The sequence below is a fragment of the Kribbella sp. NPDC004138 genome, assembly GCF_053603655.1.
Genome location: NZ_JBSGFZ010000006.1, coordinates 91,168 through 115,814, shown reverse-complemented (window position 1 = coordinate 115,814; position 24,647 = coordinate 91,168). Strand labels below are relative to the sequence as shown.

The 24,647-nt window shown below is 70.4% G+C and carries 28 protein-coding genes and 1 pseudogene; 12 read left to right on the top strand and 17 right to left on the bottom strand.

Annotation, left to right across the window (positions count from 1 at the left end):
- Window positions 1-15: 15 nt before the first annotated feature.
- Window positions 16-624, bottom strand: a complete 609-nt coding sequence (locus ACWEOO_RS10070; RefSeq protein WP_452142681.1) for a GNAT family N-acetyltransferase — start codon at window positions 622-624, stop codon at window positions 16-18.
- Window positions 625-644: 20 nt separating this feature from the next.
- On the opposite strand from ACWEOO_RS10070, the gene ACWEOO_RS10065 reads away from it, so the two are divergent.
- Window positions 645-1,496 carry an arylamine N-acetyltransferase family protein gene (locus ACWEOO_RS10065; protein ID WP_452142680.1) on the top strand — a complete coding sequence of 284 codons (852 nt, stop codon included), beginning with the start codon at window positions 645-647 and terminating at the stop codon, window positions 1,494-1,496.
- On the opposite strand, the gene ACWEOO_RS10060 is transcribed toward ACWEOO_RS10065, so the two are convergent.
- From ACWEOO_RS10060 to ACWEOO_RS10010, 11 genes and pseudogenes are all read right to left on the bottom strand, one after another.
- Complete coding sequence (locus tag ACWEOO_RS10060) at window positions 1,474-2,925, bottom strand: NADH-quinone oxidoreductase subunit N (RefSeq protein ID WP_452142679.1); 1,452 nt, start codon at window positions 2,923-2,925, stop codon at window positions 1,474-1,476. The genes ACWEOO_RS10065 and ACWEOO_RS10060 overlap by 23 nt on opposite strands.
- Window positions 2,922-4,451 carry a complex I subunit 4 family protein gene (locus ACWEOO_RS10055; RefSeq protein WP_452142678.1) on the bottom strand — a complete coding sequence of 510 codons (1,530 nt, stop codon included), beginning with the start codon at window positions 4,449-4,451 and terminating at the stop codon, window positions 2,922-2,924. Before ACWEOO_RS10055 ends, ACWEOO_RS10060 begins: the two co-directional genes overlap by 4 nt.
- Window positions 4,448-6,211: an NADH-quinone oxidoreductase subunit 5 family protein gene (locus ACWEOO_RS10050; protein ID WP_452142677.1), complete on the bottom strand. Its 1,764-nt coding sequence runs from the start codon at window positions 6,209-6,211 to the stop codon at window positions 4,448-4,450. The genes ACWEOO_RS10055 and ACWEOO_RS10050 overlap by 4 nt, the downstream gene beginning before the upstream one ends.
- Window positions 6,208-6,516 (bottom strand): NADH-quinone oxidoreductase subunit NuoK, encoded by a 309-nt coding sequence (gene nuoK, locus ACWEOO_RS10045; RefSeq protein ID WP_355482322.1) that lies wholly within the window; start codon window positions 6,514-6,516, stop codon window positions 6,208-6,210. Before nuoK ends, ACWEOO_RS10050 begins: the two co-directional genes overlap by 4 nt.
- Window positions 6,517-6,518: 2 nt before the next feature.
- A complete protein-coding gene (locus ACWEOO_RS10040; protein ID WP_359939789.1) occupies window positions 6,519-7,013 on the bottom strand; it encodes an NADH-quinone oxidoreductase subunit J family protein in 495 nt (164 codons plus the stop codon).
- Between the two features lie 128 nt (window positions 7,014-7,141).
- Window positions 7,142-7,357, bottom strand: a pseudogene (locus ACWEOO_RS10035) (4Fe-4S binding protein); the annotation flags it as partial.
- Window positions 7,358-7,538: 181 nt separating this feature from the next.
- The gene (locus ACWEOO_RS10030) at window positions 7,539-8,291 is read right to left on the bottom strand and encodes a methylenetetrahydrofolate reductase (protein ID WP_452142676.1); all 753 of its coding nucleotides are present in this window, start codon (window positions 8,289-8,291) and stop codon (window positions 7,539-7,541) included.
- Between the two features lie 38 nt (window positions 8,292-8,329).
- The gene (locus ACWEOO_RS10025) at window positions 8,330-9,526 is read right to left on the bottom strand and encodes an RNA polymerase sigma factor (protein WP_452142675.1); all 1,197 of its coding nucleotides are present in this window, start codon (window positions 9,524-9,526) and stop codon (window positions 8,330-8,332) included.
- A complete protein-coding gene (locus ACWEOO_RS10020) occupies window positions 9,523-9,867 on the bottom strand; it encodes a YciI family protein (protein ID WP_452142674.1) in 345 nt (114 codons plus the stop codon). The genes ACWEOO_RS10025 and ACWEOO_RS10020 overlap by 4 nt, the downstream gene beginning before the upstream one ends.
- 34 nt (window positions 9,868-9,901) lie before the next feature.
- Window positions 9,902-11,116, bottom strand: coding sequence for a sensor histidine kinase (locus ACWEOO_RS10015; RefSeq protein ID WP_452142673.1), 1,215 nt, complete (start codon window positions 11,114-11,116; stop codon window positions 9,902-9,904).
- Window positions 11,113-11,769, bottom strand: coding sequence for a response regulator transcription factor (locus tag ACWEOO_RS10010; RefSeq protein WP_452142672.1), 657 nt, complete (start codon window positions 11,767-11,769; stop codon window positions 11,113-11,115). The genes ACWEOO_RS10015 and ACWEOO_RS10010 overlap by 4 nt, the downstream gene beginning before the upstream one ends.
- A 105-nt stretch (window positions 11,770-11,874) precedes the next feature.
- On the opposite strand from ACWEOO_RS10010, the gene ACWEOO_RS10005 reads away from it, so the two are divergent.
- From ACWEOO_RS10005 to ACWEOO_RS09990, 4 genes are read left to right on the top strand one after another with little or no spacing between them, the layout of a single operon-like run.
- Entirely contained in the window at window positions 11,875-12,384 is a 510-nt protein-coding gene (locus ACWEOO_RS10005) for a hypothetical protein (protein ID WP_452142671.1), read from the top strand.
- A complete protein-coding gene (locus ACWEOO_RS10000) occupies window positions 12,384-13,436 on the top strand; it encodes a peptidoglycan-binding protein (protein ID WP_452142670.1) in 1,053 nt (350 codons plus the stop codon). The genes ACWEOO_RS10005 and ACWEOO_RS10000 overlap by 1 nt, the downstream gene beginning before the upstream one ends.
- A complete protein-coding gene (locus ACWEOO_RS09995; protein ID WP_359939814.1) occupies window positions 13,433-14,098 on the top strand; it encodes an ABC transporter ATP-binding protein in 666 nt (221 codons plus the stop codon). The genes ACWEOO_RS10000 and ACWEOO_RS09995 overlap by 4 nt, the downstream gene beginning before the upstream one ends.
- The gene (locus tag ACWEOO_RS09990; RefSeq protein ID WP_452142669.1) at window positions 14,095-15,360 is read left to right on the top strand and encodes an ABC transporter permease; all 1,266 of its coding nucleotides are present in this window, start codon (window positions 14,095-14,097) and stop codon (window positions 15,358-15,360) included. The genes ACWEOO_RS09995 and ACWEOO_RS09990 overlap by 4 nt, the downstream gene beginning before the upstream one ends.
- Window positions 15,361-15,464: 104 nt before the next feature.
- Here ACWEOO_RS09990 and ACWEOO_RS09985 read toward each other — a convergent pair whose 3' ends face one another.
- Window positions 15,465-16,412, bottom strand: a complete 948-nt coding sequence (locus tag ACWEOO_RS09985; RefSeq protein WP_452142668.1) for a complex I subunit 1/NuoH family protein — start codon at window positions 16,410-16,412, stop codon at window positions 15,465-15,467.
- A gap of 62 nt (window positions 16,413-16,474) precedes the next feature.
- Here ACWEOO_RS09985 and ACWEOO_RS09980 point away from each other — a divergent pair, with 62 nt between their 5' ends.
- The 3 genes from ACWEOO_RS09980 to ACWEOO_RS09970 are packed head-to-tail and all read left to right on the top strand — an operon-like array spanning window position 16,475 to window position 18,341.
- On the top strand, window positions 16,475-17,665 hold the full coding sequence (locus ACWEOO_RS09980; RefSeq protein ID WP_452142667.1) for an NAD(P)H-binding protein: 1,191 nt from the start codon (window positions 16,475-16,477) through the stop codon (window positions 17,663-17,665).
- A 32-nt stretch (window positions 17,666-17,697) separates the two neighbouring features.
- Window positions 17,698-17,919, top strand: a complete 222-nt coding sequence (gene vapB, locus ACWEOO_RS09975; protein WP_452142666.1) for a type II toxin-antitoxin system VapB family antitoxin — start codon at window positions 17,698-17,700, stop codon at window positions 17,917-17,919.
- On the top strand, window positions 17,916-18,341 hold the full coding sequence (locus ACWEOO_RS09970; RefSeq protein ID WP_452142665.1) for a PIN domain-containing protein: 426 nt from the start codon (window positions 17,916-17,918) through the stop codon (window positions 18,339-18,341). Before vapB ends, ACWEOO_RS09970 begins: the two co-directional genes overlap by 4 nt.
- Here the strand turns inward: ACWEOO_RS09970 and ACWEOO_RS09965 are convergent.
- Genes ACWEOO_RS09965 through ACWEOO_RS09950 form a run of 4 tightly spaced genes read right to left on the bottom strand, consistent with a single transcriptional unit; the run spans window position 18,332 to window position 21,555 of the window.
- Window positions 18,332-19,264: a GNAT family N-acetyltransferase gene (locus ACWEOO_RS09965; protein WP_452142664.1), complete on the bottom strand. Its 933-nt coding sequence runs from the start codon at window positions 19,262-19,264 to the stop codon at window positions 18,332-18,334. The two genes, ACWEOO_RS09970 and ACWEOO_RS09965, sit on opposite strands and share 10 nt — an antisense overlap.
- Window positions 19,261-20,151, bottom strand: a complete 891-nt coding sequence (locus ACWEOO_RS09960) for an NADH-quinone oxidoreductase subunit C (protein ID WP_452142663.1) — start codon at window positions 20,149-20,151, stop codon at window positions 19,261-19,263. The genes ACWEOO_RS09965 and ACWEOO_RS09960 overlap by 4 nt, the downstream gene beginning before the upstream one ends.
- Window positions 20,148-20,705: an NADH-quinone oxidoreductase subunit B gene (locus ACWEOO_RS09955; RefSeq protein WP_355482292.1), complete on the bottom strand. Its 558-nt coding sequence runs from the start codon at window positions 20,703-20,705 to the stop codon at window positions 20,148-20,150. The genes ACWEOO_RS09960 and ACWEOO_RS09955 overlap by 4 nt, the downstream gene beginning before the upstream one ends.
- Window positions 20,706-20,709: 4 nt before the next feature.
- Window positions 20,710-21,555, bottom strand: a complete 846-nt coding sequence (locus ACWEOO_RS09950; RefSeq protein ID WP_452142662.1) for an alpha/beta fold hydrolase — start codon at window positions 21,553-21,555, stop codon at window positions 20,710-20,712.
- An 80-nt stretch (window positions 21,556-21,635) separates the two neighbouring features.
- Between ACWEOO_RS09950 and ACWEOO_RS09945 the strand changes: the two genes are divergently transcribed.
- The 4 genes from ACWEOO_RS09945 (at window position 21,636) to ACWEOO_RS09930 (ending at window position 24,584) form a co-directional block, all read left to right on the top strand.
- Window positions 21,636-23,087: a purine-cytosine permease family protein gene (locus ACWEOO_RS09945; RefSeq protein WP_452142661.1), complete on the top strand. Its 1,452-nt coding sequence runs from the start codon at window positions 21,636-21,638 to the stop codon at window positions 23,085-23,087.
- Window positions 23,087-23,602 carry a cysteine hydrolase family protein gene (locus tag ACWEOO_RS09940; protein WP_359941022.1) on the top strand — a complete coding sequence of 172 codons (516 nt, stop codon included), beginning with the start codon at window positions 23,087-23,089 and terminating at the stop codon, window positions 23,600-23,602. The genes ACWEOO_RS09945 and ACWEOO_RS09940 overlap by 1 nt, the downstream gene beginning before the upstream one ends.
- Window positions 23,599-24,309, top strand: a complete 711-nt coding sequence (locus ACWEOO_RS09935; protein ID WP_452142660.1) for a GntR family transcriptional regulator — start codon at window positions 23,599-23,601, stop codon at window positions 24,307-24,309. Before ACWEOO_RS09940 ends, ACWEOO_RS09935 begins: the two co-directional genes overlap by 4 nt.
- A 116-nt stretch (window positions 24,310-24,425) precedes the next feature.
- Window positions 24,426-24,584, top strand: a complete 159-nt coding sequence (locus ACWEOO_RS09930) for a hypothetical protein (RefSeq protein ID WP_359941016.1) — start codon at window positions 24,426-24,428, stop codon at window positions 24,582-24,584.
- Window positions 24,585-24,647: the final 63 nt, after the last annotated feature.

Genomic DNA, 24,647 nt, shown 5'->3' with positions numbered 1-24,647 from the left:
TCATACCCTGCCAGGTCAGGAGCCGACGGGCACACCTCTGTCCATCCCGTAGAGCGCGGACCCCCAGCCGAGGTCGGCAACGAGCAGTCGCCAGCCCAGCCGCCGGTACAACCGCGGCGCCGGACGGTCGTCGGCGTACGTCGTCAGCAACGCTTTCCGGTTCGGGAGATCCCGCATCAGTTCTTGCATCAACGCGGTCCCGAGGCCTTGCCCTTGGGCAGCGGGCAGGACGGCGAGCTCGACGACCTCGAAGTGCCCACCGATCCACTCCGCCGCGAGTTCGGGACCGATCGCCGCCGCGACTCGGTCCGACCACCACTGCCCGAGGTGTCCGGTGAAACCGTAAGCGAATCCGGCAATCGGGCCGCTGCCACCCATCACGCCCGCGACGTCGAGCGAGCCGACGCCGTTGCCGGCGGGCGGTGTGCCGACAGGACGCGGGAGGCGCGCGACGACGAGTTTGAAGTCGTCGCGGGCGGCGTGGGCCGGCAACTGTTCGGCGGCGAACCGCTGGGCGTCGGCGCGCTCGTCGTCGTACCCCGGAGCACCGAAGGCGGCCGCGAACACCTCGCCGAGCTCGCCGGCGACATCGTGAGCATCAACTCGGTCGAACACGTCGATCACCCCGCTTAGCCTAGGTTCCTATGGACACCGAGGCGTTCCTCCGGCGAGTCGGACTCAGCGGGTACGACGGCCCGCCGCGGCTGGAGGGTCTGAATCAGCTGCACGCGGCGTACGTGGATCAGGTGCCGTACGAGACCGTGCAGTACCAGCTCACGCCGGGTGGCGCGTTCGAGCCGGAGGACGTGGCGAAGCGGATCGTCGCGCGCGAGACCGGCGGGTACTGCTTCCAGCTGAACGGGACGTTCGCGCTGCTGCTGACCGAGCTCGGGTACCGCGTGCGGATGCACCGCGGCGGCGTACAGACGGTCAACCGGCCCGGCGACATCGACGGCAGTCACATGGTCCTGACGGTGAGCGGACTGGTCGAGGACCCGGGGCGTTGGTGGCTCGTCGATGCGGGCCTCGGCGACGGTCTGCGCCAGCCGATGCCGTTGGAGACCGGCGAGGCCGAGCAGTACCCGTTCACGCTGCACCTGCGCCCGTCGGAGAAGACCGACGGCTGGCGACTCGACCACGATCCGCGCGCGAACCTGATCGGCATGGACTTCGAGTCGGCCCCGGTCTCCCTGGACGCGTTCGCCGCCCAGCACCGGCAGCTCTCCGCCGACCCGGCGTCCCCGTTCGTGCGACTCGCCTCCGCGTTCCGCCGGACACCGGAATCCGTTGTCGTCCTACGATCCGTCGGGCTGAGCGAAACGTTTTCCGACCGGGTCGACAACACCCTGCTCGAGACCCCGGCCGACTACTTCGCCGCGCTCGCGGACGTTTTCCGCCTGCCGCTCCCGCACTACTCCGGCACTGACCGCGACGTGCTGTGGCGCCGCGTCTGGTCCCAGTACGAGGACTTCGTCAGGTCGCAAGCGCGAACATGATGCTGGGCAGGACCGAGAGGACGGCGGCCACCGCGGTGCAGAGCGAGATCATCGTGACGGCCGGGGTTTCGATGTCGACCGAGAACGGGTCGTCGGCGGGCAGGCGGAAGAGCTCGGCGATCCAGCGCAGGTAGACGGCGAGGCCGATCATGACGTTGACGGCCATGACGATAGCGAGCCAGCCGAGATGGCCGTCGATCACGGCCTGGAACGCGGCGAACTTCGTGAAGAGACCCGCGAGACCAGGCGGAAGTCCGGCCAGGACGACCAGGAAGAAGATCAGGGCGGCGGCCAGACCGGGCTCGGAGCGGACCATGCCGCGGTAGTCCGTGAGTAGTCCCCCGGGGCGATGGCGCTGCACGACAGCGACCGCTCCGAAGGCGCCGAGCGTGACGACGACGTACGCCGCCAAGTACCCGACGACGGCCTGTGCGTCGTCGACCGCGAGCGGCGCGAGCAGGAAGCCGACCTGCCCGATCGACGACCACGCGAGCAGCCGTACCGCCTCGACCTGACGGAGTGCGGCCAGATTCCCGACGGTCATCGTGACCGCGGCGAGGATCGCGACCACGGTGCGCAGTTGGGAGCCGTCCGGCGCGATCCCGGACGTGACCAGGACCAGCAGCCCGGCAACGCCGGCCGACTTCGAGACCACCGCGAGGAAGGTGGTGACCTCCACCGGCGCGCCGACGTACGTGTCCGGCAGCCAGGCATGGAACGGCACCGCCGCGATCTTGAACGCGAACCCGACGATCACGAACAGCCCGGCCGCGAACGCCACCCGGGCCAGGTCCGGATCCAGCCCGGTCAGCCGGTTCGCGATCGTCGACAGGTACAGCGAGCCGGTCACGCCGTACACGTAGGAGATGCCGAACAGCATCACGGCGGTCGACAGCACCGACACCAGGAACGCCTTCATCGCGCCCTCGGAACCGCGCCGGTCCCGGCGCAGCCCGACCATCGCGAAGCTCGGCAGCGACACCACCTCGAGCGCGATCACGAGCGTCGCCAGGTCCCGCGCGCCGGCCAGCACCGTCGCGCCGGTGAGCGCGCTGAGCAGCAGGAAGTGGTACTCCCCGATCGGAATGTCCGCGGCCAGCAGGCGGTACGTCGACAGGCCGGCGACGCCGAGCCCGCCGATCAGCAGCACCGCCCACAACCCGGCCGTCAACGGCTCGAAGACCAGGCTGCATTGCGCCGGCCCTTCGACCGCAGGCCGGCAGAACGCGGGCTTGAAGTCGTCGCGCTGCGCCCACGCGAACACGAGCCCGAACAGGATGACCGCGCTGGTCAGCAAGGTCACGACGGTGTGCCGCAGCTCGGCCGAGGCACTCTTCCAGAAACTGTCGACCAGCAGTACGGCGACGGCACCGATCGCCAGCACCAGCGGTACCGCGATTGCCTGCCAATCTGTCCAGGTCAGGGTCACAGGGCACCCCACTGCTGCAGGAGGAGGCCGGGCCAGACGCCTAGCAGGACGGTCAGCGTGACCAGCGGCGCCCAGGTGATCAGCTCGATCCGGCTGAGATCGACCGCGAAGGCGGCCGGCGGGTTCTCGGCCGGGTCGCCCTGGCACAGGTTGCGGACCAGCCGCAGGAAGTACGCGGCGGTCAGCACCGTGCCGAGTCCGGCGATCACCATGAACACCAGGAACGTCGTCCGCGGCAACCAGGCGGCGGGGTCGTAGGCGCCGAGCAGCACCAGCATCTCGCCCCAGAAGCCGGCCAGCCCCGGCAGCCCGAGCGAGGCGAGACAGGCGAACGTCAGCAGTGCGGCGATCCGCGGCAACCGGGCGTACAGGGCCCGGCCGATCGCGCGCAGGTCGCTGGTGTCGTGCCGGTCCTTGATCGCTCCGGCCAGGAAGAACAGCAGCCCGGTGATCAGCCCGTGCGCGATGTTCGCGAACAGCGCGCCGCGCAGGCCGGCCGGGGACATGGTCGCGATGCCGAGCCCGATGAAGCCCATGTGCCCGACGCTCGAGTACGCGATCAGCCGCTTGACGTCGGTCTGCGCGAGACAGGCCAGCGACCCCGCGACGATCGCCACGGTCGAGAACGCCCCGAGGTACGGCGCGATCGTCGCCGTCGCGTCCGGCAACACGGGGACCAGGATCCGGATCAGGCCGTACGTCCCGAGCTTCAGCAGCACACCGGCCAGCAGCACCGACCCCACCGTCGGCGCTTTCGCGTGCGCATCCGGCAGCCAGATGTGCAGGGGCCACAGCGGCACCTTCACGGCCAGCCCGACCGCGATCAGTACGGCGGCGGCCAGCGGGACCCCGTGCCCGCCGGCGACCGGCGAGTTGGTCAGCGCGACGATGTCGAACGTCCCGGTCACCCGTTGCACCAGCAGGAAACCGAGCAGCATCAGCGCGGAACCGAACACGGTCATCAGCACGAACGTGTTCGCGGCGCGTTTCCGTCCGGCCGGGTCGTGGTGGTCGCCCCAGATGTCGATGACCAGCCACATCGGGATCAGCACGATCTCGAAGCAGACGAAGAACAGCACCAGGTCCATCGCCGAGAAGGTCCCGATCACGCCGGTCTCGATCACCAGCAGCAGCGCGATCAGGGAACGGGTCCGGCCGATCCGCGGCGTGATCTTCAGCGAGTACAGGCAGCACAGGAAGGTCAGCAGCGCCGTCAGCACGATCAGCGGCACCGAGATCGAGTCGACGCCGATGTGGAACCGGACGTCGAGGGACGGGATCCACGGTACGTCGATCACGGCGTCGAGCGGGTGGACGGCGTCGCCGAGCAGCTGTTCCTGCGCGGGCACATAGGCGAACCATCCCCCGGTCCGCGGCCAGAGGATCAGTGCCCCGACCAGCACGAGCCCGGAGATCACCGACCCGTACGCCGCCGCCAGACGGTCGCCGATCGCGGCCGGGATCGACCACAATGCCCCCGCGGCCAGCGCCGGCAGGACGAGGATCGCCAGCAGGATCGCGTTCACGAGCCGATCACCCCCGCGAGCACTGCGAGTGCGACAGCGCCGATGACGGCCGCCGTCAGGTAGGTCTGCACGTTCCCGGTCTGCAGCCGGCGGAACCCCTGCGACGCCAGCGTCCCGGTCCGGCCGGCCGCGCGGACGTACGCACCGATGACGTCGCGGTCCCCCGCCACGGTCAGCTTGGCCAGCCACCGCACGGGCACGACGACCAGACCGTGGTACGCCGGGTCGACGCCGAACTCGCGCTCGAACAGCAACGGCCGCGGATCCGCCCCGCGTCGCCACAGCGAGTACGCCGGGAGCGCGCCGAGCAGCACGAGCGCGGTCGAGACCAGCCCGATGACCCAGTTGAGGTGCACGCCGTCGACGTACCCGAGCACGATCGAGGCGACCGCGAGCAGCACGAGCGGCGCCAGCATCACCCACGGCGCGTCGCGGAGCTTGGAGGTGTCGGGCTCGTCGAGGTCGGCCGCCGCGTCACCGTCCTCGAACGCGCCGATGCCGCCGGCCAGCGCCGGCGTCCGGAAGAAGGTCCACAGCCACAGCCGCACGCAGTAGAAGGCCGTCAGCGCCGCGGTCAGGCAGACGGACAGCAGGACGACCCACCCGACGACCGACCCGTCGTGCGACTGTTCCCAGGCCGCCTCGATCACCGCGTCCTTGGAGAAGAACCCGGCGAACCCCGGGACGCCGGCCAGCGCCGCGAGACCGACGCTCATGGTCAGGAACGTCACCGGCAGCGCTTTCCGCAGCTTTCCGCGGCGCGTGTAGCGGCGCAGGACGACCAGGGCCGCGCTGCCGACCTGGTGCAGCAGCACTCCCGCGCAGAGGAACAGCAGACCCTTGAACGCGGCATGCGTGACAAGGTGGAAGAGCGCGGCGTGCCGGCCCTCGGCCGTGCCGAGCGACAGCGCGGAGAACATGATCGCGAGCTGGCTCACCGTCGACCAGGCGAGGACACGCTTCACCTCGACCGCCGCCGACGCGCAGAGCGCAGCGACGAGCATCGTCACGCAGGCGACGATCGCGAGCACGGTGAGCGTGGTCTCGGACGCGGCGAAGACGTCGTACAGCCGGGCGATCAGGAAAACGCCGGCGGCGACCATCGTGGCCGCGTGGATCAGGGCGCTGACCGGGCTCGGGCCGGGCATCGCGTCCGGGAGCCAGGTCTGCAACGGGACCTGCGCCGACTTGCCGACGACCCCGACGAGCAGCAGCAGCGTCCCGGTCGTCAGGATCCCGGCGGAAATCCGCGCCGGATCGAGTTCGGAAATCCGGAACGTCCCCGCGCCGACACCGAGCACGAAGATGCCGAACAGGAACCCGACGTCGGCGAACCGGGTCATCAGGAACGCCTTCACTGCGCCCGAGCGAGCGTCCCGGCGCTCCCAGTAGTGGCCGATCAGCAGGTACGAGCAGGCGCCCATCACTTCCCAGCCGATCAGCAGGAAGAACAGGCTGTCCGAGACCACGACGGTCACCATCGCCGCGGTGAACAACGTGACCAGCGCGTGGTACGACGCCGGGCGCTGGTGCAGGTACCCGAGCGAGTAGACCTGGACGCAGGTCGCGATCACGCCGACGACCGCGAGCATCAGGACCGTCAGGTCGTCGGTGCGGGCCGCGAAGCCGATGGTGAGGTCGCCGACCGGCGAGTCGAGGAACGCGACCTGATCCGGGGCAGCGCCGTACAGCAGGGCGGCGAACAACAGGATCAGCAGCGAGAAGGCCACACCGGTGACGCGCCAGACCGTCGCGATCATGGCCGCTCCACCAGGTCACGGGCCGCGTCGGCGTCGACATGGCCGTGACCGCGGAACAGCAGCAGCACGATCGCCAGGCCGAGACCGATCTCGGCCGCGGCCAGCGTGATCACGAAGATCGCGAGCGTCTGCCCGGTGGCCTCGTCCACCCGCCAGGCGTCGAAGGCGACCAGATTCAGGTTGACCGCGTTCAGCATCAGCTCGAACGACATCAGCATCGTGATCACGTTGCGGCGCGCGAGGACGCCGTACACACCGATGCAGAACAGGACGACGGCCAGCAGCAGCGGGAGGATCAGCGGCACCGTCAGTCCTCCTTCTTGCGCTGCGACAGCGCGATCGCGCCGATCAGCGCCGCCAGCAGCAGCACCGACAGGACCTCGAACGGGAGCACCCAGTTCTTGAACACCTGGGTGCCGATCGCCGTCGCCGACCCGCCGGTCACCGGCTCGATCTTCTCGTTGCCAAAGGCAAGAACCACGCCGGCGCCGAGGATCAGCGCGAGCACCGCGGCGACCACGGCCGCGAACGGGCTGCGCCCGGTGGTGAGCTCCGGCAGCGGATTCGTCGGCGCCTTCGTGAGCATCAGCGCGAACAGGACCAGGACGACGATCGCTCCGACGTACACCAGGATCTGGACCAGCGCGACGAACTCGGCGTGCAGCGCGCCGAAGCAGCCGGCGACGGCGCCGAGCGCGACCACCAGCCAGAGCGCGGCGTGCACGATCCGGCGGGAGACCACCACGAGCACGGCCGCGGCCACCGCCACCGCGCCGGCGACGGAGAACAGGACTGTGGTCACGCGTCGTCCCCGGAGTCCGGACCGGGGTCGATCGGCTGCGGTGCCGGCACCGTCCACATCCAGTCGCGGAGCCGGTCCTTCTCGTGGGTCAGGTTGCGGATGTCGGTCTCGGCGTACTCGAACTCGGGCGACCAGAACAGCGCGTCGAACGGGCAGGCCTCGATGCAGATCCCGCAGTACATGCAGAGGCTGAAGTCGATCGCGAACCGGTCCAGCACGTTCCGGCTGCGCTCCCGGGCCTGCTCACCGACCGACGGCGCGGTCTCGGTGTGCGAGTCGATGTAGATGCACCAGCTCGGGCACTCGCGGGCGCACAGCATGCAGGAGGTGCAGTTCTCCTCCATCAGCGCGATCACGCCGCGGCTGCGCGGCGGCAACTCCGGCTGGACGTCCGGGTACTGCTCGGTGACGGAACGACGGGCCAGGGTCCTCGCGGTGACCTTCAAACCCTCGACCAGGCCCTTGCCAGGCAGTCCCACGCTCCACCTCCGGTCTCTTAGCAGGACATTAGCCGATCTGCACGCCTTACAGCTCGCGTTCCAGGCGGGCCGCGACCTGGCGGTACCGGCTGACCGGTATCAGGTGAACGCCCTCGAAGGCCCCGGAGTCACGGATCTTCAGGATCTGCTCGCAGGCGTGGTCGACACCGGCGTCCCGGTCCCGCTCCACCGCGTCGACCAGTTCGGCCGGGATCGTCAGCTGCGGCAGCCCGGCGAGATTGCGCGCCATCCGGGCGGACGCGAGCACCATCACCCCGGCGTACACCGGGATGTCGAGGTCGACCGACGCGCGCCAGCGCAGCAGTTCGTCCAGGTCGTAGCTGACCTGGACGTACAGGAAGTCGGCCTCGGCCTTCCAGCCCGGGACCTTCGACAAGCGGGTGGCGGCGCCGACCTTGAACGGGGCACAGCCCGGGTACGTCGTCTCGCGGGTCTGCTCGATCATCCGCCGCACGGTCAGCTGACTGGTCCGCGCACCTTCGGCCGGGTCGTCGCCGTGCACGAACAGGAACTGCTCGACGCCGTACGCCGCCGCGGTCAGCAGGTCGCGCCGGAAACCGAGCAGGTTCCGGTCCCGCGAGTTCAGGCAGGCGATCCCGCGCGCGCCCATCAGCTGGACCTCGTTGGCGACCGCGACACTCGACACGGTCGCCCGCCCGATGTGGTTGTCCGGGATCAGGAAACCGTCCGCGATCGGACTCATCACGCCGATCTGGTGCCGCACCTTCTTCAGGTCCGGCCGCGTCGGAGGCTCTACCTCACAGATCAACTCGAACACCCTCGGGACCCTACCGAAGGTGCACGCCGCCGGCCGGGTTATCTCATCCGGGTCCGGAGGAAGTCCTGCTCGGCTTCGTTGGAGGTGAGGCCCAGCGCCGACTCGTAGGCGGCTCGGGCGTCGGCGGAACGGTCCAGCTGAGTGAGGAGGTCGGCCCGGATGGCGTGGAAGAGGTAGTAGGAGTCGAGGTTCAACGCATCGACCAGGGCGAGGGCGGCGGCGGGGCCTTCGACTTCGGAGACGGCGACGGCTCGGTTGAGCGCCACGACGGGCGTGGGGTCGAGGGCGAGCAGGTGGTCGTAGAGCTGGAGGACCTGCGGCCAGTCGGTGGCCTCGGCGGTCGCGGCGTCGGCGTGGACGGCGTTGATCGCGGCCTGGAGCTGGTACGGACCGGGCTGGTTGCGGCGCAGGCATCGCCGTACGAGCGTGTGGCCTTCGTCGATCAGCCGGCGATCCCACAGCGTGCGGTCCTGGTCGCGGAGGCGGATCAGCGTTCCGTCGGGCGCGACCCTGGCCGGGCGCCGGGACTGTTGGAGCAGCATCAGCGCGAGCAGGCCGACCGCTTCGGGTTCATCGGGCATCAGGTCGACCAGGAGCCGTCCCAGCCGGATCGCCTCGGCGGCGAGCTCGTCGCGGACGAGGGTGTCGCCGGACGAGGCGGCGTACCCCTCGTTGAAGATCAGGTACACGACGGCGAGTACGCCGCGGACGCGCTCCGGCAGATCCGCCTCGTACGGAACGCGGTACGGGATGCCGGCGGCGCGGATCTTGGCCTTGGCGCGGACCAGCCGTTGCGCCATCGTCGGCTCGGGGACCAGGAACGCGTGCGCGATCTCGGCGGTGCTGAGGCCGCCGAGCATGCGCAGCGTGAGAGCGACCCGGACGTTCAGGGCGAGCGCCGGGTGGCAGCAGGTGAAGATCAGCCGCAGACGATCGTCGTGCACGGCACCCTCCTCCACCGACTCGGTCTCCGCGTGCAGCAGCGCGGCCTCGGCATGCTTGCCGGTCCGTGCGGCCTCGCGTCTCAGGCGGTCGATCGCGCGGTTGCGCGCGGTCGTGATGATCCATCCGGCCGGGCTCGGCGGTACGCCGGCGTCCGGCCACTTCTCCAGCGCCGTCGCGAACGCGTCCTGGACGGCGTCCTCGGCGATCTCCAGGTCACCGAACACGCGCGTGAGAACAGCCACCGCGCGCCCGTGCTCGGCCCGGAAGATCGCAGCGAGGTCAGCTGTCACGACTGGAACGGCCTGACCTCGACAGACAGGTTGCGGAGCACCTCGGCCAGCCGCCTGGCCCAGTGCAGCGCCGCGTCCAGATCCTCGACCTGGATGACCGTGAAACCGCCGAGATGCTCCTTGCCCTCGGTGAACGGCCCGTCGGTGATCAGGACGTCGTCGCCGCTCGCCTTCAGCACAGTCGCCGTCTCCGGCGGATGCAGACCGGCCGCGAACACCCATACGCCGGCCGCCTGCATCTCCTCGTTCAACGCCTGAAGGTCCCGCAGGATCGGCTCGAGCACCTCGGGTGCCGGAGCCGGACCGTCGGGCTGGTAGATGCTGAGCAGGTACTGGTTCATCGTCGCCTCCTTCTCGCCCTCTACACGAACGGTCTCAGCCCGGATCGACAGGCAGCACCACAGTAATTTCCAGCCCGCCTCCGGCGCGGGGCGCGGCGGTAACGGTGCCGCCGTGGGCCTCGGCGACCGACCGGACGATCGACAGGCCCAGCCCGGCGCCCTTCCCGCCGACCAACCGCTCGGCTCCGAGACGGTAGAACGGCTTGAACAGGCTCTCGACCTCGTACGGCGGGATCTCGGGGCCGGTGTTCGTCACGGTGACCCGTACCCGGTCGCCGGATCGCTTGCTGATCACCCGGACCCATCGCTCGTCGCCGGGCAGGTTGTGCCGGATGCCGTTCTCCACCAGATTGTGGACGAGCCGTTCGAGCAGGAGCGCGTCGCCGCGCGTCGGTGCGTCGCCCGGGCCGCGGATCAGCTCGACACCGGCCGCGGTCGCCTCGCCGGTCAGCTGGCCGGTCACGTGGGTCACGACGTCCGCGAGATTCACCGGGTAGACCGTGGTCAGCTGCTTCTCCGAGTCGGCCAGGATCAACAGGCCTTCGATCAGCTGCTCGTGCCGGGCGTTGATGGTCAGCAGGCTCTCGCCCAGTTCCTTCACGTCCGGGGACGCGGTACGCCGGTGCATCGCGACCTCGACCAGGGCGCGGCCGAGCGTCAACGGCGTCCGCAGCTCATGGGATGCGTTGGCAACGAACCGCCGCTGGCCGTCGAACGAGTGGTCCAGCCGCTCGACCATGGTGTCGAACGCATCCGCCAGGTTCTTGACCTCGTCGTCCGGGCCTTTCAGTGCGATGCGCTCGTGCAGCGCGGCGGGCGACGCCGCGATCCGGCGCGCCGTGTCGGTGACCTGGTGGAGCGGCGCGAGCACCCGCCCGGCCACCAGCCATCCGAACCCCGCTGCCAACGCGCCGACGGCGACCAGCGCGATGCTCCCCTGGGTCAGCAACGACTTGATCGCTGCCTGCCGTACTTGTTGCCGCTGCTGTTCCAGCACCCGTTCGGCATCCGAGCCGGTCAGGACGGCGCCGTCCTTGTTCATCACGTACACGTCGTTGGTCGGCGGTGCCGGCGGAGCCTTGCCCGGCGTCGGGCTGCTCAGGTACGTGCCCTTCACGATCACCCGGTACTGCTGGCCGAGGTTGGCGTTGAACAGCGCGTACGTGACGCCGAGCAGCAGCACACCGGCGACCATGAACAGCCCGCCGTACAGCAGGGTCAGGCGGCCGCGGAGCGACAGTCGTTTCAAGGGATGCGGTAGCCGACGCCGGTGACCGTCTCGACCAGTCCCGGCTCGCCTAGTTTCCGGCGCAGCTTCAGGATCGTCAGCCGGACCGCTCCGGTGAACGGGTCCACGTGCTCGTCCCATGCCTTCTCCAGCAGTTGTTCGGCCGACACGGTCGCGCCGTCGGCGCGCAGCAGCTCCGCGAGGACAGCGAATTCCTTCTTCGACAACGGCACGTACCGGCCGTTCCGGAAAACCTCGTGCCGGGCCGGGTCCAGCGTGACGCCGGCGCGGCGCAGGACGGGCGGATCGGCGGGCCGGCTGCGCCGCCCGAGCGCGAGCACCCGCGCGGCCAGCTCGGCGAACGCGAACGGCTTGGTCAGGTAGTCGTCGGCGCCCAGCCCGAGCCCCTCCACGCGGTCCGTCACCGCGGCCGCCGCGGTCAGCATCAGCACCCGCGTGGCGGACCCGGACGCGACCAGCTGCCGGCAGACCTCGTCGCCGTGGACGACCGGGATGTCGCGGTCCAGCACGAGGACGTCGTACGCGTTCACCGACAACCGTTCCAGCGCCGCGCCGCCGTCCGTGGCCACGTCGACGGCATGTGAATCGTCGCGCAGCCATTCCGCGATCGCTGCCGCCAGCAACGGCTCGTCCTCGACCACCAGTACCCGCACGCACCCCATGATCCCCGACGGCCCTGTTTCCGCGGTGTTTCCGGACTCGGAAACGGCCCGGAAACGGCCGGCCGAGCAGGGTTTCCGGAAACGAGAGGAGCAATGATGCGCAACACCATCCTGGCCGTTTCCGTCCTGGCGGCCGGCCTGATCCTGACCGGCTGCGGCGCCGACCAGCCCGACACCCAGGTGGCGTCCGGCACCGGCGCGCAGCAGACCACGGCGCCGAGCAGCGCGCCGGCCAGCCTCAGCCAGGACGAGATGGCGGTGAAGTTCACCCAGTGCCTGCGGGAGAACGGCCTGAACGTGCCGGACCCGGAGCCGGGCAAGGGCCCGATGCTGAGGTTCGACAAGAACTCCGGGGTCACCCAGGAGAAAGTCCAGCAGGCCATGGAGGCGTGCCAGCAGTACAACCCGCAGGCGCAGGGCAGCGCCAACCCGCAACAGCAGGAGAACGGCCGGAAGTACGCCGAGTGCATGCGGAAGAACGGCGTCGAGAAGTTCCCGGACCCGAAGCCGGACCAGCGCGGGATCATGATCGGCCCGGGCGTCGCGGACGATCCGGACTTCCAGAAGGCCCAGGACGCCTGTCAGAGCATCCTGGCGGCGCGCTGATGCGCAAGGCACTGACGGCTGTCGTCGTCCTGGCCGCGGGCGGCGCCGCCAGCGCTTTCCTGGTGAGCCGGGGCGACACCAGCCAGGCATCGGACCAGACCGCGCAGGCCGTGCCGATCAACACCACGAAGGTCACCCAGCAGACCCTGAAGGACACCGAGACCGAGGACGGCCGGCTCGGCTTCGGCACGTCGTCCTCCGCGGTCAACCGGGTGGCCGGCACGGTCACCTTCGTCCCCGACAGCGGGCAGGAGCTCCGGCGCGGCAACACCGTCTACAGCATCGACAACGTCCCGACGACGCTCCTGTACGGCGCGCTTCCGGCGTACCGCAGGCTCACGGTCGGGAGCGAAGGGACCGACGTCCTGCAGCTCGAGCAGAACCTGAAGGCGATGGGCTACACGGGGTTCACGGTGGACGACGAGTACACCGCCGCGACCGCCGAGGCCGTCGAGGAGTGGCAGGAGGACCTCGGGCGGGACGAGACCGGAGTCGTCGAGCTCGGCAGCGTGCTGTTCGCACCCGGCCATCTGCGGGTGGACAGCGTGCAGGCCGAGGAAGGCTCGCCGCTCGGGCCGAACCAGCCGGTGCTCACCTACACCGGCACCACCCGGGCCGTCACGGTCCAGCTCGACGCGGCCGACCAGCGGCTCGCCAAGCTCAACGCCGCGGTCACCGTCGGGCTGCCGGACGGAAAGTCGGTCGCCGGAAAGATCCAGAAAGTTTCCACGGTGATCATCCCAGCGGAGAGTCCGGACCAGGACCCGGAAACGAAGGTCGAGGTGATCGTTTCCGTCGCGGACCAGAAAGCGGTGGCCGCGTGGTCGTCCGCGGCGGTCGACGTCACGTTCACCGCGTCGGAGCGCAAGAACGTCCTGACCGTCCCGGTCGCGGCGCTGGTCGCGCTCCGCGAGGGCGGGTTCGGCGTCGAGGTCACCGACGGTACGACGTCGCGGTACGTGCCGGTGAAGACCGGGCTGTTCGCGGGCGGCCAGGTCGAGGTCAGCGGCGCCGGCATCACCGCCGGCACCGCGGTGGGGATCCCGAAGTGATCGAGCTGACCGAGGTGACCAAGGTGTATCCGGGAGGTGTGCACGCGCTCGGCGGGGTCAGCCTGCGGATCGACCGCGGCGAACTGGTCGCGATCGTCGGCCCGTCGGGCTCTGGCAAGTCCACGATGCTGAACGTGCTCGGCACGCTCGACCGGCCGACTTCCGGGACGGTCCGGATCGACCGGTACGACGTGGCGCGGCTGTCCGACGCCGGGTTGTCCGCGCTGCGGGCGACCCGGATCGGGTTCGTCTTCCAGCAGTTCCACCTCGCCGCCGGCGTCCGCGCGGTCGACAACGTCGCCGACGGGTTGCTCTACTCCGGTCTCCGGCTGGCGGTACGACGGAAGCGGGCCGCGGCCGCGCTGGAACGGGTCGGGCTCGCGCACCGCCTCGATCATGAGCCGCACGAACTGTCCGGTGGCGAGCGTCAACGGGTCGCCGTCGCGCGGGCAGTCGCCGGCGAACCCGCCGTACTGCTGGCCGACGAGCCGACCGGCGCCCTGGACTCCGCGTCAGGCGCGGGCGTGATGCAGCTCCTCCGCGACCTGCACACCGCCGGCACCACGGTCGTCGTCATCACCCACGACCGCGACATCGCCGCCTCGCTCCCCCGCCAGATCCGGATGCGCGACGGCCACATCGTCGAGGAGGTGCACGCATGAACGACGACTTTGTGCACCACGCCCGTACGGCGACGGAGGAAAAGCACGGACGTCGTGCACAAAGTGCCCGGGAGCTGAGGCCCGCGGCGCTGGGGCTGCGGGACGTGGTGCGGGTCGGGGCCGTCGGGTTGCGGACGCGGCCGATGCGGGCGTTCCTGTCCGCGCTCGGCATCGCGATCGGGATCGCGGCGATGGTCGCCGTGGTCGGCATCTCGTCGTCGTCGCGGGCCGAGCTCGACGGGCAACTCGATGCCCTGGGCACCAACCTGCTGACGGTCACGCCGGGCACCCGGCTGACCGGTGAGCAGGCCCAGCTGCCGCTGGCGGCCGAGTCGATGGTCCGCCGGATCGCCCCGGTCCGCGCCGAGTCCGCGATCGGCAAGGTCGACGACGCCTCGGTGTACCGGACCAGCAAGATCCCTGACGTCGAGACCAACGGCATCATCGCGTACGCCGCCCGTACCAACCTGCTCGACACGATCGGGGCCACGATCCGCAGCGGCAAGTGGATCGACGCCGCCACCGGCTCGTACCCGGCGACCGTCCTGGGCGCCGCCGCCGCGGAACGACTCGGGATCACCAAGGCCGGACCGGACACCCAGGTGCTGATCGGCAACACCTGGTTCACCGTGCTCGGCATCCTCGAACCGGCCGCGCTCGCACCGGAGCTGGACAGTGCCGCGCTGATGGGCTGGCCGGCGGCGGGCGAACTCTCCTTCGACGGCCATCCGACCACGATCTACACCCGGTCGGACGACGCCCAGGTGCCCGCGGTCCGATCGGTGCTCGGCGCAACGGCCAACCCCGAGGCGCCGAACGAAGTCGAGGTGTCGCGACCGTCCGACGCGCTCGCCGCGAAGCAGGCCGCCGGTCAGGCGTTCACCGGACTCCTGCTCGGCCTGGGCGCAGTCGCGCTCCTGGTCGGCGGCGTCGGCGTCGCGAACATCATGGTGATCTCGGTGCTCGAACGCCGCGCCGAGATCGGCCTGCGCCGCTCGCTCGGTGCGACCCGCGGCCAGATCCGGACGCAGTTCCTGACCGAGTCGCTGCTGCTGTCCGCGCTCGGCGGGATCGGCGGCGCGATCCTCGGCTCCGCGGTCACCGCCGGCTACGCGTCGTACCAGAACTGGCTGACGGTCATCCCGGTCTGGGCCCTGGCCGGCGGCGTAATGGCGACGCTAGTGATCGGCGGCCTCGCAGGGCTGTATCCGGCCGTCCGCGCGTCCCGCCTGTCCCCGACCGAGGCACTGGCGACGCCCTAGCGGACCCCAGGCACTCACCAACCGGCGCGGCTCGTCGACGGCCACGCTCAGCCGACCGCCGAGGACCGGCCAACAGCGCGGTTGGTGAGTGCTGGAGATCCGCCTCAGAACACCACGACGCCGATGCCGGTGAGCGCGAGCTGGACCAGCGCCACCGGCACCAGGCCCTGCCAGGCCAGCTTCTGCAGCTGGTCGGCGCGCATCCGCGGGAACGAGACCCGCACCCAGATCACCACGAGCGACACGAACGCGATCTTCAGCAGCGCCCAGATCCAGCCGATCGACTCCGGTCCCGGACCGCTCCAGCCGCCGAGGAACAGCACCGTCGTGAGCGCCGCGAGGACGACGATCCCGGCGTACTCGGCGAGCAGGAACATCGCGAAGCGGAGCCCGGTGTACTCCGTGTACGGGCCGAAGATCACCTCGGAGTCCGCGACCGGCATGTCGAACGGCGGCCGCTGCAGCTCGGCGAGACCCGCGACGAAGAACACCACCAGACCGGGCAGCTGCCACAGCAACCACCACGGATTCCAGGCGTGGCCGATCGCGGTCAGGCTCAACGAACCGGCGGCGACGGCCACACTCGCCGCGGCCAGCACGAACGGCAGCTCGTAGCTCATCAGCTGCGCCGCGACCCGGAGCCCACCGAGCAGGCTGTACTTGTTCCCGCTGCCCCAGCCGGCCATCAGCGATCCGAGGACGCCGATGCTCATCACCGCGAGCACGAAGAACAGGCCGGAGTCGAGGTCGGCGCCGACCAGGCCGGGTGCGAGCGGGATCGCGGCGAGCGCGGCGAGGTAGGGCAGGATCGCGACGATCGGGGCCCACTCGAACACCCGCTTGTCGGCGGCGGCCGGGACCACGCTCTCCTTCTGGACGAACTTCACCCCGTCCGCGACCAGCTGCGCCCAGCCGTGGAACCCGCCGGCGTACATCGGCCCGAGTCGCGACTGCATGTGCGCCATCACCTTGTGCTCGGCCTGCCCGACCAGCAGGGGCGCCACCAGGAAGGCGACCAGGACGCCCACCACCCGCACCACGAACTCCAGCATGCAAGTCAGCCTAGTGCGTCCGGCTTGACCTCAACCAACGTTCAGGTCTGAGGGTGGGTCGCATGACCACGATTCTTGTCACCGGAGCCACCGGCCGCGTCGGCCGCCCTGTCGTCGACGGACTGCGCGCCGCGGGCGTGACCGTCCGGGCCCTCGTCCGTACGCCGGACCTCGCCGGTTTCCCGCCGGACGTCGAACTGATCCAGGGCGACATCCACGACCCCACCGCCGTACGCCGGGCCGCGGCCGACGTGGACGCTGCCTTCCTGCTCTGGCCGTCGTTCAGCGCCGACGGGGCCGCGGACGTGATCGGCGAACTGCCGCGGCGTGTCGTGTACCTGTCCTCGCTGAGCGCGCCGTCCGGCGGAGTGTGGGGCGACGTCGAGCAGTTGCTGAGGGACGCCGGCAAGGAGTGGACGTTCGTCCGGCCGGGCGGGTTCGCGGTGAACGCGCAGGGCTGGGCGGATGCGTTCCGCACCGACGACGTCGTTCGCGTCGCGTCTCCCGAGGCGGGCCGGTCGTTGATCCACGAGCGCGACATCGCCGCGGTCGCCGTACTCACGATCCTGGACGACCGGCACATCGGCCAGACCTACGACCTCACCGGACCCGAGGTCCTGACGCAGGCCGAGCAGATCCGGACCATCGCGCGGGCGATCGGCAAGGACATGCGGGTCGAGGCGCTGACCGACGCGGAGGCACGGCAGGCGATGCTCGACCTCGGCGCCGACCCGATCCTCGCCGAGAGCTCGGTCGCCTACTGGGCCTCGCTCGTCGACAACCCCGAGCCGGTCACCACCACTGTCGCCGAACTCACCGGTCGCCCCGCCCTGACCTTCGCCGAATGGGCCGCCGAACACGCCGCCGAGTTCCGGGTCCTGTCCACGGCCGAGGTCGCGCAGCGGTACGTCGACGCCCTGTCCGCCGGCCGCCTCGACCAGGCCGTCACGCTCACCGCGCCGGAGGTCGTCCGCGTCGCACCACTCGAGACCGGCGGCGAAGAGGTCGAGATCAAAGGCACCGACGCCATCCTCGAGAACGCCCGCCGCCTGAACGCCGACATCGAGTACCTCGGCGTCGACGTCGTCGGCCCACTCCTCCTCGACAACCACTTCGCGATCCGCTTCACCTTCGACCAACTCGACGTCCGCACCGGCACCCGCTCCCGAACCACCAAACTGTCCCTCTGCACGGTCGACGCCGGCCGAATCACCCGCGAGGAAGTCTTCTACTACACCCCGCCACGCCGCTGAGATCATCAGATATCGAACGAGAGGAGGTGCGTGTGAGCGATGTACTGATTCGCGACGTGCCCGACGACGTGCTCGCGGTGATCGACAAGCGAGCAGCCGGCCAGGGCTTGTCCAGGAGCGAGTATCTGCGCCGGCTGCTCAGCCAGGAAGCCGCGCGCTCAGAGGTTGCCGTGACGCTCGCGGACCTCGAGCGGCTCTCCGAACTGGCCCGCGACGTGGAGGATCCTGAGGTCATGGACCAGGCCTGGTCATGACACCGACGCTCGACTCCCGGCGCTGGCTGATCGACAAGTCGGCCCTGGTGCGCCTGAGCACCGCTCCCGATTGGGAGGACTGGGCGAACCGGATCAACCGCGGGCTCGTCCACATCACCACCATGACCTTGCTCGAGGTCGGATTCTCCTCCCGATCCGCGGACGAACATCGCTCGCTTCTGCAACAGCCACCTGTCGCGGCGATGCCGGTGGAGAACGTGACGCCTGCGGCCGAACGTCGCGCCGTCGTCGTGCAGTCGCAGCTCGCTTCCGCGGGTCAGCATCGGGCACTCTCGGCGGCGGACCTTCTGATCGCGGCCACAGCCGAGCAGACCGCCCTTGTCCTCCTCCACCTGGACAAGGATTTCGAACTCATCGGCAACCTCACCGGCCAGCCGACGGAGCGACTCGCTCAGGCGTGACCGAGGGGCAGTTGAAGCCAGCCGCCGATGTCGTGGCGGCCGGCGGTGAGGGCTGCGGTGCGGGCGGACTGGTTGGCGTGGTGGATGGTGCCGACGAGGATGCGGGTGGGGTCGGGGAGGGCCTGGGCGAGGAGGGTGCTCAGGTGCGGGCCGTAGCCGTGGCCGCGGTGTTCGGGGGCGAGGATCAGTTCGCGGACGACGTACGCCGGGAGGCCGAGGGCGTCGTCGGGCTTGATCACCGCGGCGGCGTACCCGGCCCACTCGTCGTACACCGTGACGTCGAACAGGAATCCTTCGTCCGCGGCGTCCTGCAGGTCGTCGTGGTCCTGGAGGATCGCTTGCTCGGCGTGGTCCGGGTGGTCGGCGTCGACCGCGGCGTACGCGCGGCGGGCCTCGTCGTAGTGGTCGACACTCTTCGCCAGACGGAGCGCGAGGCCGGGCGGTACGTCGTGCGGGCGGAGGTCGCGGATCGGCGCGGCGAGGAAGCGGCGGTCGGGGACGGTGCCGTCGACGTCGGGGGCCGCGCTCCAGAGGCGGACATACTGCGGGTGGTGGATACCGTAGTGCTCCTGGGCGGCCGCGACTACGGCGGGCAGGTCGGGAGGTTCCGGTGAGCGGCTCATCGGGGTCGCGTCGACGAACGGTCTGGCGGGGTCGAGGTTCTCGAAGCGCATGCTGAACATCGCGTGCAGGTCGTTGCTGACGGCAACCCATCGGTTGAGCATCGACTCGGCGGGTTTGCCGGGCGCCAGCCGGTGGGCGCGCTGAGCCGCGATGTCCAGGTCCTCGGCGAGCAGGATGTCGAGCGCCGCATGCTCCTCCGCAAGAATCGCGAGCCGCCGCGCATCATCCGCCCAGGCACGAGTCAGCGGATGCTGCCGCTCCAACGTCCACCGAGCCAGCTCCTCAGCCGAAGGAATCACGAGGACTCGCCCGACTGCCCGTCCCCGTCACGAGCCGGCCGGGCAGGCGGAGCCGAGTCGGCGGGCGGTGCCGACTCCGCAGGCGAACCAGCGTCGGCAGGCGGAGGCGGGGAGGCGGGTGGTGCCGAGTCGGCGGGTGGGGCTGCGTCCGCAGGCGGAGCCGGGTCACCAGTTGGAGCCGGGTCACCAGCTGGGGCTGCGGGGGGTGGGGTTTGACGGCGGGTTCGGCGTTCGGTGCCGGGGGTGGCTCGGCGGGGGCGGGCGGGGGTGGCGGCGGCTTCGGCGGGGGCCAGGGGGTCGGGGGCGGGGGAACCCGGTGGGCGCGGGCCCCAGGTTTCGGGGTCGGGGACGCCGGGGGGCAGGGTGCGGCGGCGGCTGGGGGCGCCGGCGGGGGCGTGGTCGGACTCGCCGGGCTCCTTGGCGCCCGGCCATGGCTTCGCGACCCGCGACGCGAGCACGAACTCCTTGCGCAGCGGGTGTCCCTCGAACTCGTCCGGCAGCAGCAGCGTGGTCAGGTTCGGATGCCCGTCGAAGGCGATCCCGAACATCTCGTACGTCTCCCGCTCGTGCCAGTTCGCCCCGGCGTACAGCTCCGACAGCGACGGCAGGACGGCGTTGTCGCGCGGCACCAGGGTCCGCACCAGGACGTGGTCGACATGCGCTCCGCCCCAGAAGTCCGCGAGGTGCGTCACCACCCGGAACCCGTCCTTGAGCTCGTCGGACGCGCTCAGGAAGTCGAAGAACGTGAGCCCGACCGCGTCCCGCAGGACCTCGTGCGCCGCGACCCACGCTTCCGCCGGTACGTCGACCGCGGTCGGGCCGAAGCTGTCCGCCGCCGTCGCAGCGATCCCGGCGCTCGTCAGCGCCTCGAGTGCGTCGGCGCTCAAGGCTGCACCAGCCCCCGCGTCAGCGCGGCCGCCGACGGCTCGTCGTACCGCGAGGTCACGTTCTCGCCGGCGATCTTCTCCTGCAGCTTGAGGATGCCCTGCAGCAACGCCTCCGGCCGCGGCGGGCAGCCGGGCACGTACACGTCGACGGGGATGATCTGGTCGACGCCTTTCGTCACGCAGTACGAGTCCCAGTACGGGCCGCCGGAGTTCGAGCAGGAGCCGAACGAGATCACGTACTTCGGCTCCGGCATCTGGTCGTAGAGCCGCTTGATCGCAGGCGCCATCTTGTCGGTCACGGTGCCCGACACGACCATCAGGTCGGCCTGCCGCGGACCCGGCGCGAACGGGATCACGCCGAGCCGGATGAAGTCGTGCCGGCCCATCGACGCCGCGATGAACTCGATCGCGCAGCACGCCAGCCCGAAGTTGAACACCCAGAGCGAGTACTTCCGGCCCCAGTTCAGCAGGTACCGGACCGGCTGCGGGGCGAGCTTCGCCAACGCACCCACCGCCGGCCGCACGGTCGGCATCCCCAGCTCGATCTCGGCCATGTCGTCAGCCTAGTCCGACAATCTCTTCGGCGAGGATTTCCGGGTACTCGAGCGGCGCGTAATGCCCGACGCCGTCGACCAGGCGGAGCCGGACGTCGCTGAAGAAGTCGTCGAGCCGGTCGGACCACTGGCGCGGGAACAGCGGGTCGAACTCCGGCCACAGCACCACGGTCGGTACGGCGATCCGGTCGTACGACGGGGGCGCGGTCTCGGCCGCCGACACGGCCACCGACCCGGCGCCCGCCCGGTACCAGTTGAGCGAGGCGGTGAACGCGCCCGGCGCCGAGTACACCGACACCAGATGCTCCAGGTCCGGCTGGAAGACCGGCCCGGACCAGTGCGTCCAGAAGTGCGTCAGATAGGACCGCACCGCTTCTTCACGACCGTCGATCAGCTCCTCGATCACGGGCAGCCGATGGAACGCCTGGTACCAGAACTCCGCCTGCGCGTGCTCGGAGAACACCCGCTTCCCGATCCCCGGCAGCGGCGGCGCGACCACCATTCCTTCCACCAGGTCGGGCCGGTTCCGCGCGATGCGCTGCGCGATCCGGCTGCCGATGTCGTACCCGGCGAACACCGGGCGCTCCAGCCCGAGCTCCTCGACCAGCGCGACGACGCTGCGGGCCTGCGCGTCGACGCCGTACTGCGTGACGTCGGACGACAGCCCGCTCGTCGCGCCGAACCCGCGCAGGTCCGGCACCACCACCTCGAGCCCGCGCTCGACCAGCATCGGCGCCAGCAACCGGTAGTCCGTCCGGTCGCCCGGCCAACCGTGCAGGAGGACGACAGCGGGCCCTTCACCCGCACTGTCATAGGCCAGCCGGAAACCGTCCACCGCTTCGCTCAGCATGCGCCCCATTGTTGACCATGCCACCGGCTGGGCCTACCTTCGTTTGAACAGGACTGAACAGGTCCATCGAAGGAGCCGAGATGACCGACCAGGTCGAGGTGCAGCAGTCCCGTGCGCTCGCGGTGGAGAGCAACGGGTTGAACGTGATCGCGGACGCCGACCGGAAGGGACGGCCGAGCCAGCTGTTCTGGCCGTGGTTCGGCGCCAACGTGTCGGTGCTCGGACTGAGCTACGGCGCATTCGCGCTCGGGTTCGGGATCTCGTTCTGGCAGGCGGTGGTGGCCGGGCTGATCGGAGTGGTGTTCTCGTTCCTGCTCTGCGGGCTGATCGCGCTCGCCGGAAAACGTGGTTCGGCGCCGACCATGGTGCTCAGCCGGGCCGCCTTCGGGGTCCGCGGAAACAAGATTCCGTCGCTCGTTTCCTGGCTGCTGACGGTCGGCTGGGAGACCGTGCTGACGATCCTCGCGACGCTCGCGACCGCCACCGTGTTCGAGCGGCTCGGCTGGGGCGGCGGCTCGGTGACCAAGGTGGTCGCGCTGATCGTCGTCGGCCTGCTGACGGTGGCCTGCGGCGTGCTCGGGTTCGACCTGATCATGCGGGCCCAGACGGTGATCACGATCGTGACCGGCGTGCTCACGGTCGTCTACATCGTCCTGGTCGCGGATCAGATCCACTGGAACACGGTTTCTGCGCTGCCGAGCGGGTCCGCGCAGGCGGTGATCGGCGCCCTCGTGTTCCTGATGACGGGCTTCGGGCTCGGCTGGGTGAACGCGGCCGCGGACTACTCGCGCTACCTCCCGCGCCGGTCGTCGAGCCGCGGCGTGGTCGGCTGGACCACGTTCGGCGGGTCGCTGGCTCCGGTCGTCCTGCTGGTGTTCGGTCTGCTGCTGGCGGGATCGTCGGAGGAGCTGAGCAAGGCGATCGCCGCCGACCCGATCGGGGCGCTGGCCGAGGCGTTGCCGACCTGGTTCCTGGTCCCGTTCGTGATCGTCGCGGTGCTCGGGCTGGTCGGCGGCGCCGTGCTGGACATCTACTCGTCGGGCCTCGCGCTGCTGTCGCTCGGGCTGCCGGTGAAGCGGTACGTCGCGGCGTTCATCGACGGTGTCGTGATGATCGCGGGGACCGTGTACGTGGTGTTCTACGGCGGCGAGTTCCTCGGCGAGTTCCAGGGCTTCCTGATCACGCTCGGCGTACCGATCGCGGCGTGGTGCGGGATCATGCTCGCCGACATCGCGTCCCGGCGCCGCGACTACGCCGAGGACGACCTGTACCGGCCGGCCGGGCGGTACGGCGACGTCCGGTGGCTGCCGGTGCTGACGATGGTCGTTGCCACCGGCATCGGGTGGGGCCTCGTCACGAACACGCTGGCGTCATGGCTGACCTGGCAGGGCTACCTGCTCGGAACCTTCGGCCTCGGCGGCAAGGAAGGCGCGTGGGCGTACGCGAACCTCGGCGTCCTGGTGGCGCTGGTGCTCGGCTTCGTCGTGCAGTGGTTCGGCGGACGGCCCGCCGTACGGCGGCAGGAGGCCTGATGGTGCTGGCCCTGATCGACCTGCAGCGGATCTTCGCGGACCCCGCGTCCGGCTGGGCGGCGCCGGATTTCCGGCGGGTCGTCGAGCCGACGCGTGAGCTGATCAGGCTCTTCTCTCCGGACGTGGTGTTCACCCGGTTCGTCGCGCCGCAGCGGCCGGCCGGGGCGTGGGTCGGCTACTACGAGGAGTTTCCGTTCGCCCTGCAGCCGCCGGACGCCGACGACTACCAGCTGGTCGACGAGTTCGAGGGCGCTCCGACGCTCGACAAGACCACGTTCGGCGCCTGGGGCCCCGAGCTGGCGGCGAAGGCGGACGGACGGCTCGTCCTGGCCGGGGTGTCGACCGACTGCTGCGTGATCAGTACAGCGCTTTCCGCGGTGGACGCCGGCGTTCGGGTCCAGGTCGTCGAGGAGGCCTGCGCCGGGTCGACCGCGGAGAACCACGCGAAGGCGATCGACGTGATGCGGCTGTACGCGCCGATGCTGGAGATCGTGAGCGTGGAGCAGTTGCGATGATCCGGCGGGTCTCCCTGAAGCACGAGCGGATCGCGCGGGTGCTCGCGCGGGAGATCAAGTCCGGCGTCGTACGGCGCGGCGCCCAGCTGCCCGGCGAGGTCGAGCTGGCGAAACGGTTCTCGGTCAGCCGGAACACGATCCGCGCGGCGCTCGCCGTCCTCGCCGACGACGAGCTGATCGCGACCCGCACCGGCAAGGGCTCGTACGTGCTGTTCGACGGCCGGCCGCTGGACGGGCGGCTCGGATGGACGCACGCGCTGTCCGAGCAGGGCGTCGAGACCCGGATGCGGACGGTCCGGATCGAGCTCGAGGACGATCCCGCGCTGGCCGGACGGCTGGGGCTGGAGTCGTCGCAGGTCGTGGTGATCGAGCGGGTCCGGCAGCTCACCGAGGGTACGGCGATCTCGCTCGAGCGCAGCCGGATCCCGGCCCTCGAGGCGCTGCGGGACCTGCCCGAACGCGGCCTCGACAACGGCTCGATCAGCGTCACGCTGAACCGCGCCGGCCTGTACCTCGACCACTGCGAACAACGCCTCCGCGGCCGCCTCCTCACGCCGGTCGAAGCCGGCCACCTGGCCCGCCCCGACGGCACCTGGTTCCTGCACACCACCCGCACCAGCTGGACCGCCACGGACCAGTTCGCCGAGTACGCCGACGAGCTCCTCGACCCCGAGCACTACGAACTGAGCCTCACCTACCGCACCTGAGGGCCCGGCCGCGGGTGCCTAGGGAGTTCGTTGCCGGGGGCATAGGGAGTTGTGCTGATGTGGGCGGCTTCCTCAGGCGCGCACTGTTCTGGGACAGACAGCAGCCGGAGGAGAGCATGTTCACTTTCTCGACCGACGCGGTACGAGCGGAGATGGCGTACCGCCAGGACCGGATCCGCCGCGACTTCCAGCGCCCGTTCTGGTTCCAACGCAAGCGTGCACCGCAGCCGCCCCAGCCCTGCGCGCCCGAACTGCGGGCCCGTCCCGCGATGTGACCGCACGATCACCGCCCCAGGCCCCTTCCCCCCAAGGCGCGGCCGGCTCTCCGGCCAGGAAGC